Origin of the sequence: Flavobacterium collinsii, assembly GCF_946903285.1 — a bacterium.
Lineage (GTDB): Bacteria > Bacteroidota > Bacteroidia > Flavobacteriales > Flavobacteriaceae > Flavobacterium > Flavobacterium collinsii.
This window is the reverse complement of the sequence record NZ_OX336425.1, coordinates 4218317-4236988: the sequence shown is the minus strand read 5'-3', so window position 1 is coordinate 4236988 and position 18672 is coordinate 4218317. Positions and strand designations below refer to the sequence as shown.

General features: G+C 37.5%; 11 protein-coding genes. 4 read left to right on the top strand and 7 right to left on the bottom strand.

Going from position 1 to position 18672, the window contains the following annotated elements:
* Positions 1-5 precede the first annotated feature (5 nt).
* Both OGZ34_RS17245 and OGZ34_RS17240 read left to right on the top strand, forming a co-directional pair.
* Positions 6-3176: an efflux RND transporter permease subunit gene (locus OGZ34_RS17245; protein ID WP_263361061.1), complete on the top strand. Its 3171-nt coding sequence runs from the start codon at positions 6-8 to the stop codon at positions 3174-3176.
* Positions 3177-3194: 18 nt separating this feature from the next.
* Positions 3195-4601, top strand: coding sequence for an efflux transporter outer membrane subunit (locus OGZ34_RS17240; protein WP_263361060.1), 1407 nt, complete (start codon positions 3195-3197; stop codon positions 4599-4601).
* 134 nt (positions 4602-4735) lie between these two features.
* On the opposite strand, the gene OGZ34_RS17235 is transcribed toward OGZ34_RS17240, so the two are convergent.
* The 3 genes from OGZ34_RS17235 to OGZ34_RS17225 all read right to left on the bottom strand — a co-directional run bounded on the left by OGZ34_RS17235 (position 4736) and on the right by OGZ34_RS17225 (position 10564).
* On the bottom strand, positions 4736-6424 hold the full coding sequence (locus OGZ34_RS17235; protein WP_263361059.1) for a glycoside hydrolase family 28 protein: 1689 nt from the start codon (positions 6422-6424) through the stop codon (positions 4736-4738).
* 374 nt (positions 6425-6798) lie between these two features.
* Complete coding sequence (locus OGZ34_RS17230) at positions 6799-8130, bottom strand: hypothetical protein (protein ID WP_263361058.1); 1332 nt, start codon at positions 8128-8130, stop codon at positions 6799-6801.
* 25 nt (positions 8131-8155) lie between these two features.
* Entirely contained in the window at positions 8156-10564 is a 2409-nt protein-coding gene (locus OGZ34_RS17225) for a TonB-dependent receptor (protein ID WP_263361057.1), read from the bottom strand.
* 371 nt (positions 10565-10935) lie between these two features.
* Here OGZ34_RS17225 and OGZ34_RS17220 point away from each other — a divergent pair, with 371 nt between their 5' ends.
* Together OGZ34_RS17220 and OGZ34_RS17215 are read left to right on the top strand one after the other, a co-directional pair.
* Positions 10936-11769: a helix-turn-helix domain-containing protein gene (locus OGZ34_RS17220; protein WP_263361056.1), complete on the top strand. Its 834-nt coding sequence runs from the start codon at positions 10936-10938 to the stop codon at positions 11767-11769.
* A gap of 49 nt (positions 11770-11818) precedes the next feature.
* The gene (locus OGZ34_RS17215; protein WP_263361055.1) at positions 11819-12946 is read left to right on the top strand and encodes an FAD-dependent oxidoreductase; all 1128 of its coding nucleotides are present in this window, start codon (positions 11819-11821) and stop codon (positions 12944-12946) included.
* 124 nt (positions 12947-13070) lie between these two features.
* Here the strand turns inward: OGZ34_RS17215 and OGZ34_RS17210 are convergent, their stop codons facing one another.
* The 4 genes from OGZ34_RS17210 to OGZ34_RS17195 all read right to left on the bottom strand — a co-directional run bounded on the left by OGZ34_RS17210 (position 13071) and on the right by OGZ34_RS17195 (position 18568).
* On the bottom strand, positions 13071-14084 hold the full coding sequence (locus OGZ34_RS17210; RefSeq protein WP_263361054.1) for an FAD:protein FMN transferase: 1014 nt from the start codon (positions 14082-14084) through the stop codon (positions 13071-13073).
* Positions 14085-14151: 67 nt separating this feature from the next.
* A complete protein-coding gene (locus OGZ34_RS17205) occupies positions 14152-16344 on the bottom strand; it encodes a PepSY domain-containing protein (RefSeq protein ID WP_263361053.1) in 2193 nt (730 codons plus the stop codon).
* Positions 16345-16518: 174 nt separating this feature from the next.
* Positions 16519-16998: a DUF2271 domain-containing protein gene (locus tag OGZ34_RS17200; protein WP_173965186.1), complete on the bottom strand. Its 480-nt coding sequence runs from the start codon at positions 16996-16998 to the stop codon at positions 16519-16521.
* Between the two features lie 76 nt (positions 16999-17074).
* Positions 17075-18568 carry an ankyrin repeat domain-containing protein gene (locus OGZ34_RS17195; RefSeq protein ID WP_263361052.1) on the bottom strand — a complete coding sequence of 498 codons (1494 nt, stop codon included), beginning with the start codon at positions 18566-18568 and terminating at the stop codon, positions 17075-17077.
* Positions 18569-18672: the final 104 nt, after the last annotated feature.

Sequence of the window (18672 nt, the reverse complement as noted above, 5' to 3'; positions counted from 1 at the left end):
AACAAATGTTTAAAATATTCATACAACGACCAGTACTTTCTACGGTAATATCGGTTATTATCGTAATCCTGGGTATCCTGGGGCTGGCAGCACTTCCTATTGCGCAGTATCCGGACATTGCACCACCGACCGTAAATGTAGCGGCAAGTTATACCGGAGCCAATGCAGATGTGGTTCTAAAAAGTATCGTAATTCCGCTTGAAGAGCAAATTAACGGTGTAGAAAACATGACCTACATGACTTCTACGGCGACTAATGATGGTAATGCTTCTATAAAAATTTTCTTTAAAGTAGGTACAGACCCTGATTTAGCTGCCGTAAACGTACAAAACAGGGTTTCCAGAGCTACAAGTTTATTGCCTGTTGAGGTAACTCAGGCTGGGGTAACCGTAACCAAAAGCCAAAGTAGTAACTTATTAATTTTCTCCTTATACAGTGATGATAAAGCTTACGATCAAACGTTTCTTCAAAATTACGCTAAGATCAACCTGGTACCACAAATTCAACGTGTAGTAGGGGTAGGAGATGTTACGGTTTTCGGTTCAAGGGATTATTCGATGCGTATCTGGCTAAAACCGGATGTGATGCAGCAGTACAAATTGATTCCAAGTGATGTTTCGGCAGCTTTAGCAGAACAAAATATTGAGGCTGCACCAGGTAAATTTGGGGAAAACGGAAATCAGGCTTTTCAATATGTAATCAAATACAAAGGTCGTTTAACAAGCGCAAAAGAATTTGAAGATATCGTAATCAAATCAGCCGGAAACGGACAATTATTACGATTAAAAGATGTGGCAAAAGTAGAATTGGGTTCTTTAAGTTATTCTTCTACAAGTACGACAAACGGACGTCCGTCTGTTGGTATTGCAATTAGTCAGACGCCGGGTTCGAATGCACGTGACGTAATTAACAATTCTAAAAAGCTTATTGACGAAGCCGTAAAGACCTTCCCTAAAGGAGTAAAATATACCGTACTGATCAATGTTAATGAGAATTTGGATGCCTCAATTGAGAAAGTAATCCATACTTTGATAGAAGCTTTTATTCTGGTTTTCATAGTAGTATTTATTTTTCTTCAGGATTTTCGATCGACTTTAATTCCGGCGATTGCCGTTCCGGTTGCGATTGTGGGTACATTTTTCTTCCTGAATTTATTCGGATTTACGATTAACCTGCTGACGCTATTTGCGATGGTTCTGGCCATTGGTATTGTGGTCGATGATGCGATTGTAGTTGTCGAGGCGGTACATGCCAAACTCGATAATGGTTATAAATCGGCTAAGAAAGCTACGATTCACGCCATGAACGAGATTTCGGGAGCCATTATTTCGATTACGCTGGTAATGGCGGCGGTATTTATTCCCGTAACTTTTATTACAGGTTCTACAGGAGTTTTCTACAAGCAGTTTGGTATTACACTGGCGGTTGCAATTATTCTTTCGGCAGTCAATGCCCTTACTTTGAGTCCGGCTTTATGTGCTTTGCTTTTAAAACCACATGCTGACGATCATAAACATCAGAGCTTCATTCAGCGTTTTTATACTTCATTTAACGTTGCATTTGACAATGTAACCGAAAAGTACAAACGTTCTGTTCAGTTCCTTTCTGTTAAAAAATGGATCGTACTGGCTTCGATACTTATTGCTGCGGGAGCCTTGTTTTATATGATGAAAACAACCCCGTCAGCGTTCGTTCCGGCAGAAGATCAGGGAGTAGTTTTTGCAAACATTAGTTTACCGCCTTCAGCCTCTATGGAACGTTCAGATGTAGTGGCGAAAAAAGTAGACAGTATAGCGCACACCATTCCGGGAGTAGAAAATACACTTCGTATCGTTGGTCAGAACTTTACGGCAGGTGCAGGTAGTGCTTATAGTATGGTAATTGTGAGGCTGAAAAGCTGGGAAGACCGTGAACTGAGTGTCGATGATGTAATTGGACAGTTGTTTGCTAAAACAAGCGGAATTCGTGAAGCTAATATCTTCTTTATTTCACCGCCAACTATTCAGGGATTTGGACAAAGTGGGGGATTTGAATTCCAGTTACAAGACAAAGGAGGGCACAGTACGGCTGAATTCTATAAAGTAAACAATGAATTTCTGGCCAAGCTTTCGGCACGTCCGGAGATACAATATGCGACGACTCCTTTTAATCCGGGATTCCCTCAATATATGATGGATATTAATTTGGCGAAAGCCAAAGATGCAGGTGTTTCGGTCAATACCATTTTGTCAACCATGCAGGGGTATTATGGAGGATTGTACGCATCTAATTTCAATAAATTCGGTAAACAGTATCGTGTAATGATTCAGGCTTCTCCGGGGTTTAGAACCAATACCGAGGGGCTGAATAAAATATTTGTACGCAACAGTGCCGGAACCATGGCACCTATTACCGAGTTCGTAAAAATGACCAGGGTATTCGGACCGGAATCGATTTCAAGATTTAACTTGTTTACGTCGATCTCGATTACAGGAGCACCAAAACCGGGTTATAGTTCCGGTGATGCTATTAAAGCGATTCAGGAAGTAGCAGCAGAAAGTTTGCCTGCGGGTTATGGTTATGAATTTTCTGGTTTAACACGTGAAGAATTAGCGTCAGGAAGCGAGACCATCTTTATTTTTATATTGTGTCTGGTGTTTGTTTACTTCCTGTTGAGTGCACAATATGAGAGTTATATCTTGCCTTTTGCCGTATTGTTTTCGATTCCGTTTGGACTGGCAGGAGCCTATTTGTTCTCGATTATTTTCAAATTGAACAGTAACATTTATTTACAGATTTCGCTGATCATGTTAATTGGACTTTTAGCCAAGAACGGTATTCTGATCGTCGAGTTTGCCCTTGAGAGACGCCGAAAAGGATTGCCAATTGTTCAGTCGGCGATTGAAGGAGCAGTAGCACGTTTACGTCCGATTTTGATGACCTCTTTTGCTTTTATTTTAGGACTTGTTCCTTTAATGTTTGCTTCGGGAGCCGGTGCAGTTGGAAACAAATCAATTGGAACAGGAGCTGTAGGAGGGATGTTAATCGGAACCATTTTAGGAGTATTTGTTATTCCGGTATTGTTCATCATTTTCCAAAGTTTGCAGGAGCGTGTGAGTGGTCCGCCAAAAGAAAATTATGATGATGAAGGTGACGATGACGAGGAAGTACAATTGGTAGAAGCTCATAAAGAGTAATAATTTAATTCAAAAAAAATGACTCATAGTTCAAATAAATATATTCTTGTAGTGTTAGCGGCCGCATTGTTGAGTGCCTGCTCGATTACTAAGAAATACGAACGTCCGTCGACCATTTCGACAGATAAGTTATATAGGGATCAGGCTGCTGCCGATTCGACCACTATGGCGAGTATGCCCTGGCAAACCGTCTTTAAAGATGAAAAACTGAATGCTTTAATTCAGAAGGGATTGGATCAGAACCTCAATTTAAAGAATGCGATTGAAAATATAGTACAGTCCAGAGCCTCTTTGCAACAGGCAAAACTGGCCTATTACCCAACGCTGAATATTGATGCCAATGTAACGCATAACAAACAATCAAAAGCCGGACTAAACTTCCCGCCGGGAATTAACATCAATACTTTAACAACAACTTCTAAATTAGGTTTGAGTACCTCTTGGGAAGCAGATATTTGGGGGAAATTAAGCAGTTCAAAAAGAGCGGCTTTGGCAACCTATCTTTCTACTGATGCAGCAAAACAGGCCATTCAGACACAATTGATTGCCGATATTGCTAACAACTATTTTTTATTGCTGGCCTATGACAAGCAATTAGAAATCACCAAGGCTACCTTAGAAAGTCGTATTAAAAATGTGGAAACGATTAAAGCTTTAAAAGAAGGTGCAATCGTAACCGGCGCGGCAGTAGTACAAAGTGAAGCCAATCAACATGCAGCCGAAGTATTGATCCCGGACTTAAAAAGAAGTATTCGCGAAACCGAGAATGCGCTTAATATTTTGTTAGGACAGGCTCCGGGAGCAATCGAAAGAGGTACATTAGGAACTCAAACGATTCCAGAAAATCTGGCTGTAGGTTTACCGGCACAATTGCTGGAGAACCGTCCAGATGTTCGTCAGGCTGAGTTTGATTTCAGAACAGCGTTCGAGACAACTAATATGGCTAAAACTTATTTTTATCCAAGCTTGACTCTTACCGCAAGTGGGGGATTCTCGAACCTGCAACTAACGGATTTCTTTACTAATTCTGTTTTTTACTCTTTGATAGGAGGGTTGACACAGCCTATTTTCAATCAGGGACTGAATAAAGCAAGGCTTACAACAGCACAATCCAAACAAGTACAGGCACTGAATAATTTCCAGCAAAGTCTTTTAAAAGCAGGACAGGAAGTATCGAATGCTTTGTATGCTTATGAAATGGCTGTCGAAAAAGAAGATTCAAGAGAAAAACAAATTAAGGCCCTGGAAAAAGCAGTTGATTTTACACAACAGCTTTTAGAATATAGCTCGGCTACGAATTATACGGATGTATTAACTTCAGAGCAAAACCTATTGGCCGCTCAATTAAGTGGAATCACTGATAACCTGCAAAAATTGCAAGCTGTTGTTGATTTGTATCGTGCTTTAGGTGGAGGATGGAAATAGTCTTCGCGGCTTCTATTATTTTAAATTTTAAAACGAAAAGCGCCTCATCAACTGAGGCGCTTTTTTTATAGTGATCTTAGAATCACCAAAATCTTATTTGGTAAATAGAATATTCTTTTTACTTGTAGTTCATCTTAAAACTTCACAGCATCTTTAGAAACTTTTTCTCCCAGAGTAGTTCTTTTAGATAAATCTTGTTTTTGGGAGGAAACCAATTCAATATTTTGACAAGCTTCTCCGTTTATCGAAATTGCTTTTGTCGAGGCCGAATTAAATTCAACATTTTTTAAAGACATATTTTGGGTATTGTAGATTTCAAATATGGTACTATTTTCGATGTCTAATGTTGCATTGTTGATTTTGATTCCATTGGCATCAATAATCGTAAAGCCCTTTCCTGCTTTGGCGATCAGATTAGAGATTTCGATGTTTTGAAGGTTCATCTCGGGTAAACCTTGAAGAAATACCGCCTGTTGCGCACCTCTAATCGTGATGTTTTTGATCGAAATATTTTTAAATTGTGGTGTTTCTTCGTTTACAGGAACAGCTTTTGTAGTAACGGTGTTTCCGCCTTCGGCCAAAGTTTCGGCAATTGATTTCCCTCCATAGTACAAATCAAATGAAATAGCCTGTGACGGAATATCGGTCATAAAAATATCCGAGATGTAAATATTTTCTACAATTCCTCCTCGTCCGCGAGTGCTTTTAAAACGAAGCCCCACGTCGGTTCCCATGAAAGTACAATTAGAGACATGTAGATTTTTTACGCCGCCCGACATTTCGCTTCCTACCGTCACACCACCATGTCCGTGATAAACGATGTTGTTTTTAACGATAATATTTTCGCAGGCAACAGCACGATCGCGACCGTCTTTGTCTTTTCCCGATTTGATGCAGATCGCGTCGTCACCCACATCAAAACTTGAATTTTCGATAATTACATTTTTGCAGGATTCCACATCAAGACCATCACCATTTTGAGAAAACCACGGATTGCGAACGGTTATATTTCTAACAATTAAATCTTCAACCATAAAAGGATGAATGTTCCAGGCGGGAGAGTTTTGAAATACAGGCCCATCAAATAGTACTCTTTTACTATTTTGAATACTTACCAAAACCGGACGGAGAAAATCGTGAATGGCTTCAAATTCTTCTTTGGTTTTTAGATCGTGACGAACATTTTGATCCGCACCTTTAACCCCTTTTAGATATTGCTCAGAAGGATACCAACTGTCTTTTTTCTCGTTTAAAACACCACCGGAAGCTACAAACTTCTTCCATTGTTCGTCCGTGAGTTTGTTTTTTTTAACCTGTCTCCAGGCTTCTCCGGAACCGTCCCACACACCACTTCCTGTAAAGGCTACATTTACCAGATTCTTGCCATAAATAGGAGAGAGGCAGCGCCAGGTGTTAAGCCCTTCAAAACTGGTTTCGATAATTGGATACAAGCTTTTGTCGGTAGAGAATTTAATCAGTGCTCCTGTTTCGGCATGAAGTTCAATATTACTTTTTAAGATAATTGGGCCAGTAAGCCAGATTCCAGGAGGAATAACTACCTTTCCACCACCTTTTTTGGATAGTGCTTCTATGGCATCAGCGAAAGCTTTAGTGTTTAAAACATATCCGCCATTGACCGCACCGAAATCTTTTAGGTTTACGGTATTTTGAGGGATTAGTGGTTCATTGACTTTTGCCATTTTAAACTCTATATTTTTATAGGTGTCATAGGGTTTGTTACCCTGAGCAAAACTATCTGGAAAGAAACAGAGGATCGTAAGGATCAGAGTAATGCGTAGAAGTTGGATTGGGCTAGCATTCATGGGTATGAATTTGGTTTGAAATTTAATTATAAATTAGTATTCGTTGTTACTAAATTGTCTTATTCGTTATGGCTTTTTTTTAGAAATTTTAAAAAACAGCTCCAATAAAGAATAAAACTTAAATGTAATCGATTACACAAATCTAAGAAAAATATTTTATTTAATGTAGTTGTCGAATCGTTTGTGGGGAAAAAAACGTAAAAATTATGAATTGAATTGCTGTAATTCATTTTGACTTCTCCCTATAAGAAATAAAAGATTGTCCTAAAAACAAACATTCCGTTCCAGAAATCTGAAACGGAATGTTTTAATTAAAAAAAAACTCAAGTAATAACAATTGTTATGAGTGCTTTTACTGCTTTTGCAGCTTTTTTTTAGAATACTCCAATATAATGGTTTCCTGCTTTGTTAACCAGTTTTGCTCCTTTGGTAACAGCTCCTGTTGGAATATCGATAACATAAATGTTTCCGTCTTTTCCAACTGGTGTAACAGCCAGGTAAAGTTCGTTACCGTCAACTACAAAACCTTGGTATTGACCAAAATCTATAGCAGTATCGTAAGCGATACCGTCTACTTTTTTAGCCGTTTTAGCATTTAGATCTACTCTGGCAACAAACCCTTGTTTACCGGTTGCAGTTTGCGTGTAAAGTACATAAGCAATTCCGTTTCCTGCATATCTCCAAGCATCGATATAAGATCCTTTTATGCCTAACGCAGCATCAAGGCTGATAACAAATGAGTCATCATATTGATTGTTTTGGTTGATTCTTACAATAAATGAACCTTTGTTTGTATCTCTTTGCGTTGCTTGATAGATGTTACCATCAGTTCCTAAGAAACTATTAAAGCTACGGAAACCGCTTGTATCTCCAAAACCAACTTTAGAAGTAATGACTTGTGGATTTGCTAATGATGGATAATCTACTACAACAGATTTAGCGCCTAAACGGTCATAGGTTGTTTCGATTTGCCCTGTAGTTGGATTCGTTTTACGTAACCATGTTCCGATAATTACTTTATTTCCTGCTTTGTTGATCGTAGGAGCATCTAAACGGAAAATATGGTGTCCCTGAGCTTCTTCCTGAGGGCTTAATGGAAGTTCATACTGATCGTATTTTGAAATACGAATGCCTTTAAGGTCTAAAGCAAGGACAGTAGCAGTACCTCTCGTATACATGTAAGTTTTATCCGGATTTGTTTTAATTATTGGAGTACTTACATTTACAGCAACACCGGTTTTGTCTCCATCAAAAAGTTTATTCCATCTTGGAGATGTTCCTGCATATTGCGAGATGTTTACGGTAGTACCTGATTGGGTGAAATTTTTGGCTCCATTTACTGCATACGTCATAAACTCTCCACCGTTAGCCCCTGTATAGGTAATGTTGAAGAGAGTTTTTCCGTCTACAGAAGATTGCAAACGAGCCGTTCTGTTCGATTGTACAGGCATTCCGTCTGCATAAACATTAATCGAGTAGTTTGGATCTTTAGCGTTTTTTTTCGTAACCGCATAAACCATAGTTCCTCCGTTTCCGTCTCCGGGATTTTCCTGCATTAATGCGCCTGAAACTGTAATCCAACGATCAGTTGTTTCCGGATTTATCGGATCGGCACTTTTCTCATCATTACTGCTACAGCTTGTAGTTAAAGAGAATGCACCTAAAACTAGACCATATGTAAATAGTTTAAACATATTTTTTCTCATATTCATTGTTTTAAAAAATTAGATATTAAAAGTTATTTAGGGTATAATTAAGTTTCAGATAAAAAGCGCGTCCGGGTTTTTGAACAGCGTAATTATCGAAAACCTGTTTATCAAATATATTTTTAGCGTCAAGACTTAGTACAAATTGTTTATTCGGAAAAACATAACTCAAGCCTAAATCCTGTGCAAATTGTGCTGGTGTTTTGGAGTCTGGTACGTCTATCCAAATTGTTGGAAAAGGATCTACATAACCAAAGTTATAATACAAATTCAGTTGTGAATTTTTTTGGATCAGTTCCTTAAAGTTGTACTGTACGTTTCCGTTTACCGTAAAGAAAGGTTCATTTGGGATTTGTCTGTTGTAAAAATCTAGTTCCTTCCCATTATCATCGTATTTCTTTTTGTATAAGGAGTTGAATTTTGACATGTTCATCGATACAAACAAACGGTCGTTATAGCTATAATTAAACGATGCTTCATAGCCAATGGATTGCGCGCGTCCCAGATTATCAAATGGTAAAACTTGTATGGCATCATTAACTCTGTCATTCGAGACACGAACAATTCGATCACGGGTATTTCTTGAAAAACCTGTTGCAGCAACGGATATTTTGTGCATATTTATTGCGTAAGGTCCAAATTGTAACCCTAAATTGAAATTGTTGCTTTGTTCGGGTTTTAGATTGGGGTTAGCCAATACATTTTCACTGGGTCTTCCAAACATTTCATTTGCAGCTGCTAATCTGACGGCTTTTTCTGCTGATGCCGTAATCATAATCTCAGGAGTAACAAAGTAGGAAGCAGCCAGTCCGTATCCAAATAGTGGAGTTGTACTTTTGATAATCCTTTCCACTACTGTGGTTTGCCCATTTTGTGTGACCAATTCCGGTTTTCTATGGTTTACTTTTTGCTCGTAAAACTTACCGAAAATATTGGTTCTGAGACGTGAGTCAAAAGCCTGCATTTCGTAGGCTAGGGAAGTAACTGTTTTTTGCAAATCAAATGTTGCTTCAAAATCTTTTTGAAATTCAGGTTTGATTAAATCGTCCTCATTTCTATCCAATGTATAGAATAAATTACTGAATATAAATCTGTTTTTTTCATTTAGATTATAAGTCAATACGGTTCTGGAACTTAGTATATTTTCTGAAATGTTATTAATGGTGGGACCAGCCTGCTGTGCTCCCGTATGAGATAAAAGGGGTTTGCCTGTCCTTAAATCTATTACTTTTTCACCAGACCAGTTGTAAACCGTTCTGACCGTATCGTTTACCACTTCATGTTTGTTGCTAAAAACCGTATTGGTTGAAAAATCAATTTTTTTAAATAGGAAATCTTTTTTAGAGTAATTCAGACTTAGTACAGTAGCATCAGCTTCGGAAAAACGGCCTTTATAAGGTTTTGTCATGTATTGGCCATGCTGAATTTGATTGTGATCTTCAGAGACATTTAATCCAATTAAAAAATTGTCAGCCCATTTAACATTGGTAAAACCGGCTTCAAATCTTCCGCCGTAAGATCTGTATCGGTTTTCGAAACGTTTAACCCGCGCAGCTTCACGAGTTCCGTCCGGTGCTATGTTGTAAACAAATCGTCCCCATATTTCATAATCGTTATCAGAGTAGTTATAAAACCCCGATCCTTTTACCGTAAAACCTGATTTGTCGCGATAAGTTGTATTAAAGTTAGACTGGATAGTATTGAATGAACCATAAGAAAGGGAAGCATTTAGCGTATTTTTGGCACCTTTTTTTAGAATCACATTTATAGCTCCACCCAAGGCATCATCAGCCAGTTCCGCAGGAGTGACTCCTTTGTAAACTTCGATGCGCTCGATTAAAGCAGGTGGTATACTGTTAAGACTAAAAGAAGAGCCGTATGTATCTAATGGAATTCCGTCAATAAAAATTCGGATAGCGTTTCCTGACATTCCATTTAGATTGTAATTAACGCTCGCTCCTAATCCTCCGTTTTGTCTGATTCTTACGCCGGCAGAGCGGTCAAGTAATTCATTTGTTTGTATATTTCTGGTAGCAGCCTCTTTAGTTTCTATAACATTCACGGAAAAACCTTTGTTCATGATCTCCTTTTTTACAGAGTTCTTTTTGATTACAACCTCTTTTAAGGCTTTTGGATCAGTTGATTTTTCCAATAAGATGTTTACAGGAACAGTAGGGCTATTTACAACAACTTTTATTGTTTTTGTTTTGGCTTCAAGTGAAGTGATTTCAAGGGTATAATTGCCGTAAGCAACGTTTTTAATTTCAAATTGACCGTCGTTACCCACTATGGCAAACTTTTGAGTTCCGGCGATTGTAACCGATGCGCCAAATGCAGATTCAGCGTTTCCAAAAGTAACTTTTCCTTTAATATTTCCATTTTGGGACCAACCTGAAAAATGAATGAACGTCAACAATAACAATAAAAACCTCATGATTTATGTACTTCTTAAATAGAAATGCAAATTTAAATCATTGTTTATATTTAATCTAAATAAATAGATTAGAAGATCATTAGAATCACATTAGAATTTCTAATTTTGGATTTAGTTTCAAGTTTAAACCTAAAGAATACTTTGTTTTTTGTACTAGAATACGTTTTAAATTACAAGAAATTGTGTCGAAAAGTATTGTATGAAAGAATGATTTTAATTTGTTAAGTATTGATATGTAGTTGTTTATTTGATATTGAAATGTTACATTATAATTTCTTAATTTTGAAAACGATAAGTATCGGAAATAAGGTCAGTTCTGTGAAGTGATTTTTGTTAGCGGAATAATTGCTTGTCTCTAATTTCTTCCAATTATGTTTTCTTTCCGAACCAACCATAAGGAATTCATTCCTTCCAAAGATTTACAGCGAAGCATAAAATGTTTTTGGTATGACAAGATTGAATACGGAAAAGAGCAATCCAGTTTTGAAGTAGTACCGGATGGTTATGCCGAGATTATTTTTTATTTTGGAAACGAACTTAGTATTTCTTATAAGGATGGTTTGAAATCGTTACCATCACCTTTTATAATGGGATTACTCAATCAGCCTGCCGTTTTTAATTCTATCGATTCACTGGAAATTATTGGGATCAGGTGTTATCCGTGGACGGTTTTTGATCTGCTCGGATTATCTTCGAAAAAAGGAAAGGATGGAGTGCAGGTATTTGAACACCCTATTGCCAAGCTTCAATCAGTTTTGTCTGATCTGATTCGGTTGCACAAAATTGAAGAGGCAATTACCAAAGTAGAAGACTATTTTTTAAAAACGCAATCGCAAGGCAGCAGTGATGCTCTGTTGTCTATAGCCGGAGCTGCTATGACTGCTGCGGGTGGAAGTCTACCCGTTAGCCAGATTGCAGCGGCATCCCATACTACAGTTCGTACTTTAGAAAGAAATTTTAAAGAATCATCCGGCTATACAGTTAAAGATGTTTCTAGTTTAATGCGTTTTGAACAGGTGCGAAATCGGTTATGGCTTGAACCGAACTTGAATATTGCAAGTTTGGCGCAGGAATTGGGTTACAGTGATCAGTCACATCTAAGTAGAGAGTTTAAACGTTACAGTGGCACTACACCGGGAGTTTTTGCGCGAAAAGCAAAACAACAGACAATAGACAATGATTTTGTCGCATTTATACAATCCTGAAACATTCGTATTATAGAATTTTGTCTTTCTTAATTTAGAAGATTAAATCATGTTATTGAAAGATAAAAAAGTTGCCATTATTGGTGCAGGCCCAGTTGGTCTTACCATGGCAAAATTATTACAACAAAACGGAATTGATGTTACCGTTTATGAAAGAGATGAAAATGCACAAGCCAGAATTTCGGGCGGGACACTTGATCTGCATAAAGGTTCAGGACAGGAAGCTTTAAAAAAGGCAGGATTACTGGATGGCTATTTTGATCTGGCAATACCTATGGGTAGAACTGTAGCAGATCAGCAGGGTAATGTTTTGCTTTCTAAACCAATAACAACAGAAGAACGTTTTGATAATCCTGAAATTAATAGAAACGATCTAAGATTGCTGCTGCTTAATAGTCTGAAAAGTGATACCGTAGTTTGGAACAGTAAGTTTACAGATATTAAAGTGGCTAACGGAAAATGGGTTTTAGAGTTTGAGAATGAAACAAATGGCATTGCCGATTTTGTGATTGGAGCAAACGGGGGCATGTCTAAAGCCAGAGAATTTATCACAGCTGCTACGATTGAATATACTGGAACGCTTATGATACAGGGTGAGGTACTTTGTCCGGAAATGACTTGTAAAAAGTTTAGTCAACTTTGTAATGCTACTATACTTATGGTTGCGGGGCAAGAAGGTTTGCTGGTTGCGAACCCAAAGAATGGGAAGATATTGAGTTATAACGTTATCTTTAAAAGCCCTGAGGAATTGCTTAGGACAGAGAGCGCTTTTCGCACTACGGTTGATATTTCCAAGTATCTCTTAAATAGATTTTCGGACTGGGATGAAGTTTATAAAGAGTTATTTCGTTCTACATCTTCTTTTGTTTTGTGGCCTACAAGAAAGATCGCCTTGGATGGTGAATGGAAAAAAGATCGCCCTTTACCTATAACACTCATCGGAGATGCCGCGCATATCATGCCGCCATTTGCGGGCCAGGGAGCAAATACTGGATTATTAGATGCCTTAATTTTATCAGATAATCTGACCAACGGAGCATTTGATACAATAGAAGCTGCTATCAGCGATTACGAACAACAGATGTTTATTTATGCCACACAAGCACAACTCGAGACCGCAACTAACGAAATAGCGATGCTAAGTCCTGATTTTTCTTTTCTGAAATTTTATGAGTAATAAAAACTCTCGCAGAGACGCAAAGGCGCAAAGTTTTACATTGGAGTATTTGAAGACTTCGTACAGAAAGATCTTAGCGACTTTGCGAGAAACAAAAATCTGTTAGAAAAAAACTCGTAACAGATTAAAGTTTAGCCTTGAATTTTTTGATTTTAAAGTTTTTTGATTTGACTAGTTTTCCATTATCCGTAATCATCACACAGCTATAGTCGGGGTATTTTTTTAATAAAAGAAGGCCTTCTTTTTGTCCTAAAACCATAAGCGAGGTACTTAAACCATTTGCGGTTTCGGCATTAGGTCCAAAGACGGAAACACTGCATAAACCGGTAGCAGGATATCCGGTTGCGGGATTAATGATATGAGAATAACGCTTGCCATCAAAAACTACAAACTTCTCATAGCTTCCGGAAGTGGTCACAGCGCCATTGTTTAACGGAACTACCGCAAACAGTGTATCAGGATGAAAAGGATTGGTCATTCCGATGTTCCAATCTTTGCCGTTGGGTTGTCTTCCCCACGCGGTCATGTCGCCTGAACCGTTTACGATTCCGGCTTTAATGCCTTTTTCGAGCATCATATTTCGGCATTTATCTGTTGCATAACCTTCGCCCAGAGCGCCAAATCCAATTTTCATTCCTTTCAATTTTAGGAATATGGTCGATTGAACGCTGTCCAGGATAATGTTTTTGTAACCTACTTTTTCTACTGACTTTTTTATGGCTTCAGGTGAAGGCATTTCAGTCATTGATCCGTCAAATTTCCAGATTCTGTCCATAGCGGCAAAACTTACATCAAAACCGCCTTTGGTCGCTTCAGAAAATTGTATGGCTCTTTGCGTGAGTTCAAAAACTTCGCGATCTACTTTTACTGGTCGGATTCCGGCATTTTGATTGACTTGAGAAACCTGAGAATCGGGTTTCCAGTCGGAGATAAGATTCTCTATTCGTGTAATTTCAGCAATTACCGCATCAATATTTTGTTCAGCCGCAAGGGAATCTTTAGCCACAATCGAAATATCAAAACGTCCCCCCATAAGCAATGTGGTTCTTTTTCGCAAAGCCTGTGCAGTACTGGTTAGGCTCCAAAACATTACTAGTAGCAGTAAAGAGTGAGTATGGATCGCTTTTTTGATTGACATTGAAATTTGTTTTATGTTTTAAAGAGGCATAAAATTGATGTTGTGATGCATTAAATGCAGCAATTCGCTAGTAACAATCACTTAGTAACTGACCATTTTTTTTGTATTCTGAAAGATTCTTTACATTTCTTTCCAGGCACAATTGATCCAGAATTGATTCTACATCCTGTTGCATGGCTAGTGAGCCACAAATCATAATTACACCACCTTGTTGTAGTAAATTAATGAAAAAATCAGCATCGCGTTTGATCAGGTCCATAACATAAAAATGTTCATTTTCACGAGACAAAGCCAAATGAAAACTTTGCAGTTTTTGTTTCTGAATCATTTCAGTCGTAAATTTTTTATAGCCTGAAACAGTCTCGGTTTCCATTCGGAACCCTGAATACAAACGTATTTCTGTTTTAGTTTTGTTCTGTTCGATCATTCCAAGGAAAGGTGCGATACCGGTTCCGTTTGAAATAAAGGCCACCTGAGGCACTTTTTTAGGAAAATGAAAAGCTTTATTGTTGATGATTCTGGCTTTGATTACATTCCCGGGAACTAAGGCATTTAAGAATCCGGAACCTAATCCGTGCGGATGTAATTTTACAACCAACTGAATGTTTCCGGAATGATTTCCGATAGAGTAGAGGCGTTCTCTGCTGTCGTTTGCCGGATAAACTGCCAGTAAGTCTCCTGAAGTAAATTTAGCTCTCATGTTAGCACGTAATGTAATCAGGAAAGTTTGTTCTGTTTCGGAAATAAGTGTTTTGTCTAAAACCATTAATTTTTGCAATCCTTTGGGAACATGATTGTACAAAGAAGGCGTTGTCGACAACGGAATTCCGGTTTTAGCACTCCACAGTCTAATCCAGTTTACAAACTCTATTGCCGATTTATCGTTTACGGTTTGAACTTCCAGAAAGCGTTCTGTCCAATTTTGATTTTCTAGCTGTTTGTCTATTTCAAAGGCAAAACCACAAAAATCAGGATAAGCTTTTGAACCAAATCCAACTATAGAATAAGAGATTTTTTGTTGCTGCGGATGTTTCTTTAAAAGTGATATAAATTTATTTGCATTAGAAGGGGCGTCTCCTAATCCGTGTGTAGAGGAAAAGACAATGAGATGTTCTGCCTTCGGAAAAGCAGTATAGCTGTTTAGTTCGGTAACAAACGCTTTTTTGCCCTGATCGATCAATTGTTTGAGAACGGCATTGGCAAATCGCAAAGAGCTTCCGTTTTCGGAACCTACCAGTAGTATAAATTCACTTTCAGCAGCTTTGTATTTATTTTTGATTCGGCTGGATCTTCTTTTTAAGGTGATAGCAAATCCCGAATAGATAAAAAAGAGGATGTTGATACTGGCAATCGCAAGTATAAAAGCCCAGATTCCATTCGCTCTTCCGGTATGCAAATCTAGACTTAACTCAGACAATTGAACGGTTACCGGAGAAAGTTTTTTCGTAACAATAGCCCCTGTAACCTGATTGACTTCAATTTCGCGGTCTTTTAATTCTATAATGTAATATTCTTCCGGGTCAGATGTAAAAGGAAATTCGATTTTTTCGACATCTGCTAAAAGAGTGTGTTTGAAAACGGAGGTTTCTTTTTCTTTTTTGGAAACAACGGCTTTGACAGTTTTAACTTTCTCCTGGTCTTTTTTATCCAGGAAGAAGTTAAATTTTTCCAGAGATAAATAAGTTCCGGTAAGTGCAATAATCAGAATTGGAATTAGAGCCAGTCTTCCTAAAACAACATGGTAATATTGTGCGAAATATTCTTTGACCACTTTAGAGAAAAAATTACGGATGCCTCTTTGTCTGTTTAATACCAAGGCAAAGCCCGAGATCGCAATTAAAACGAGTAAAAAGGAAATAACACCTACAAAAAATCGTCCCGTTTCATGAAGAAACAAAGAACGATGGAATCCGGTCACCCATTGAATAAATTCACTTTTTTTTAGAGGTGTTCCTAATTGTTTACCGGTTTTAGGATCAATATAAGCATTAATGTCATTGCCGTTTTCATCAATAGCTTGCAAAGTTACAAACTGATTGTTATCGACGCTTACCGTTGTAATTTCAGAATAATTCTTTTTGAGTACGGTTAAGGCTTCTTCCAGTGTTATAGTATCAAAATTTTCGGCACGGTACGGAAGTGTTTTTTCCTGCATCGTATCAACAGCCAGAATAATACCTGTTGCCGAAGCGAGGATCAAAAACAAAGAAGAGAATAAAGCAAGAGCCAGGTGTGCGTAACGCCAAAAAGAAAGAGTCATGGAGTGTAATCTATAATGTAATCAAATTTAAGCGTTTTTTTACCACAGATTAAAAGGAATTTTAATTTGTTTAGACCTTTTGAATCTGTGGTTATTCTTTTTCAAAGAATTTAATTAGAGTGTATTCGTGCGATTGCTTCGCCTGTTTGCTTTCGCCCGCTATGACTATTAGAATTAAACCTTGTTCAATCTCACATATCTGATATAACCTTTTCCTTCAGTTTTATTAGCCAGTCCTTCAGTGGTAAGCGGAATTTCTAAATCGCTTACATAGTACTTCTGATCTTCTACTGCCGATTCAAATCTTAGTTTATATCCTTTGTTTATTTTAGAATCTTCGATTTCTATCGTGGTAATGCTGCGATCCCCGCCTGTAACAGAAGCTCCTGTTTTTGCACTGATGTCAGCAGGTTTTGAAGTTTGAAACTTATTCCACTCTTTCAATGATTTGTACCATTTTTTATCGTCGCCCATTACATAAAGTGTTTTCTCGTATTCTCCTTTTGGATTGATAAGCGAAACGACGATGTAAGCACCTTCTCCCATATAATTAGCCATTTGAAGCATACATTTGTACTTGCTTTGTGCTGTAGACTGAAAAGAGATTAAGCAGATTAACGCAGCTGTAAGCGCTATTTTAAATATTGATTTCATATTAATTTTAGACTTTTAGATTCTTAGATCTTTAGATTTTTGGAATTTGGAATTTGGAATTTGATTTTTCTACCGATTACTTTAAAAAGTCAATAGAAACATTGTTTTTTGTTAACGATTCGTTCTCTTTTGCTAAAGCATAAGCAGTTTCGTCAAATTCGGTGTTGATTTCTTTTTTTGCACCAATTGAAAGAAGGTATTTTAAGATTGAATCGTCTTTTGCAACCATCGCTGCTTTGTGTAAAGCTGTTAAACCATCCTTGTTTTTAGCATTAACATCAATGTTTAAAGAAGCTATTTTTTTTATTAAAGTCAGGTCATTTTTTGCAATAGCATAGTGATACAGCGTGCTTCCGTCTTTTTGAGGAGCAGCTAAATTCAGTCCTTTTTCCTGAAGTAATTTTACTTTTGCTTCAAATGGGTCTTGTACAGCATTAGCTTCACGGCCCATTGGACGGTATGATTGTACTAAGTAAACTCCTAGATTGTTCCCGTCTTTATCTTTTACATTTACATCGGCACCTTTGCTTAACAAGGTTGCAACCGCTTCAGGAGTGCCTGATTTTACTGCAAATGTCAATGCCGATTCCCCTTTAATATTTTGTAAGTTAATGTTTTTTGATACTGGTAATAATTTGTCTAAGGCAGAAGTTTCTCTTGCTCCGGCAGCGATCATTAACGGAGTATTTCCGTCTTTGTCGACTTTGTTAGCATCAACACCTTTAGTTAAGAAATAAGCAATTATTTCTCCCTGATTTGGTTTGTTTGCCAATAAGTGAAGTACATTTTCTCCGGACTTACCAGTAGCTGTAGCTTTTAATTTTACTTCTTCTACTAAAAATTTATAAGTTTCAAGCGTATTGGTTTCTCTGCGTGATCCCTGTGCTGCAATTAGAAGTGCATTGTCAGTAGGTTTTACTTTTCTGTCTAAAAGTTTTTTCAAAAGCACAATGTTTCCGGTTCTTGCTGCATAGTCAAAAGCTGTACTTCCATTAGCGTCAACATCTTTTAGAGACAATCCTTTGGTTATTAAATAATCCGTTAGAACAAGTTCTTTGTCTGATGCTATAGCCATTAATAACAGGTTGGTACCGTCAGCGTATTTTTTCTTAGGATCAATTCCGGCTTTGAAAAAAGCATCATACAAAGCGGTATTGTTTTGACCATTTGAAGCTGCAAAAGCGAGTGGAGTAGTAGCGTGGCTGTCTTCAAGGTTAATGTCAGAACCTTTAGCAATAAGATAGTTTACCAATTCAACATTTCCTCTGTAGGCTGCCCAATGCAGATAAATACGATTATCGTGAGTTAATTTAACTATTGGATTACCAGGTTGGTCTAATAAAAACTTTATAGTAGCAATAGGAGCATCGTTGTTGATTGCGATAACTGTAGCATCAAAAGCATTGGCATTGGCTTCTGCCGGATTATTCCCTTTTGCAATTTCAGCTTTAACGGTATTTACATCCGGTGCCGTTTTCCAAAAAGATTGTTCTAATAATATGTTTTTTTGCTGGGCACTAACAAATAAAGAAGCGACTAATGCAAAAGAGATAAAGAAATTCTTTTTCATATTTAAAGATTTACTATTTTTTAAAAAATTAGTTGTTTTGGTACATTACTAAAATAGCTTGCGTGTACAATCTATTTAGAATAGTTAAAAATAACGCAAATGTA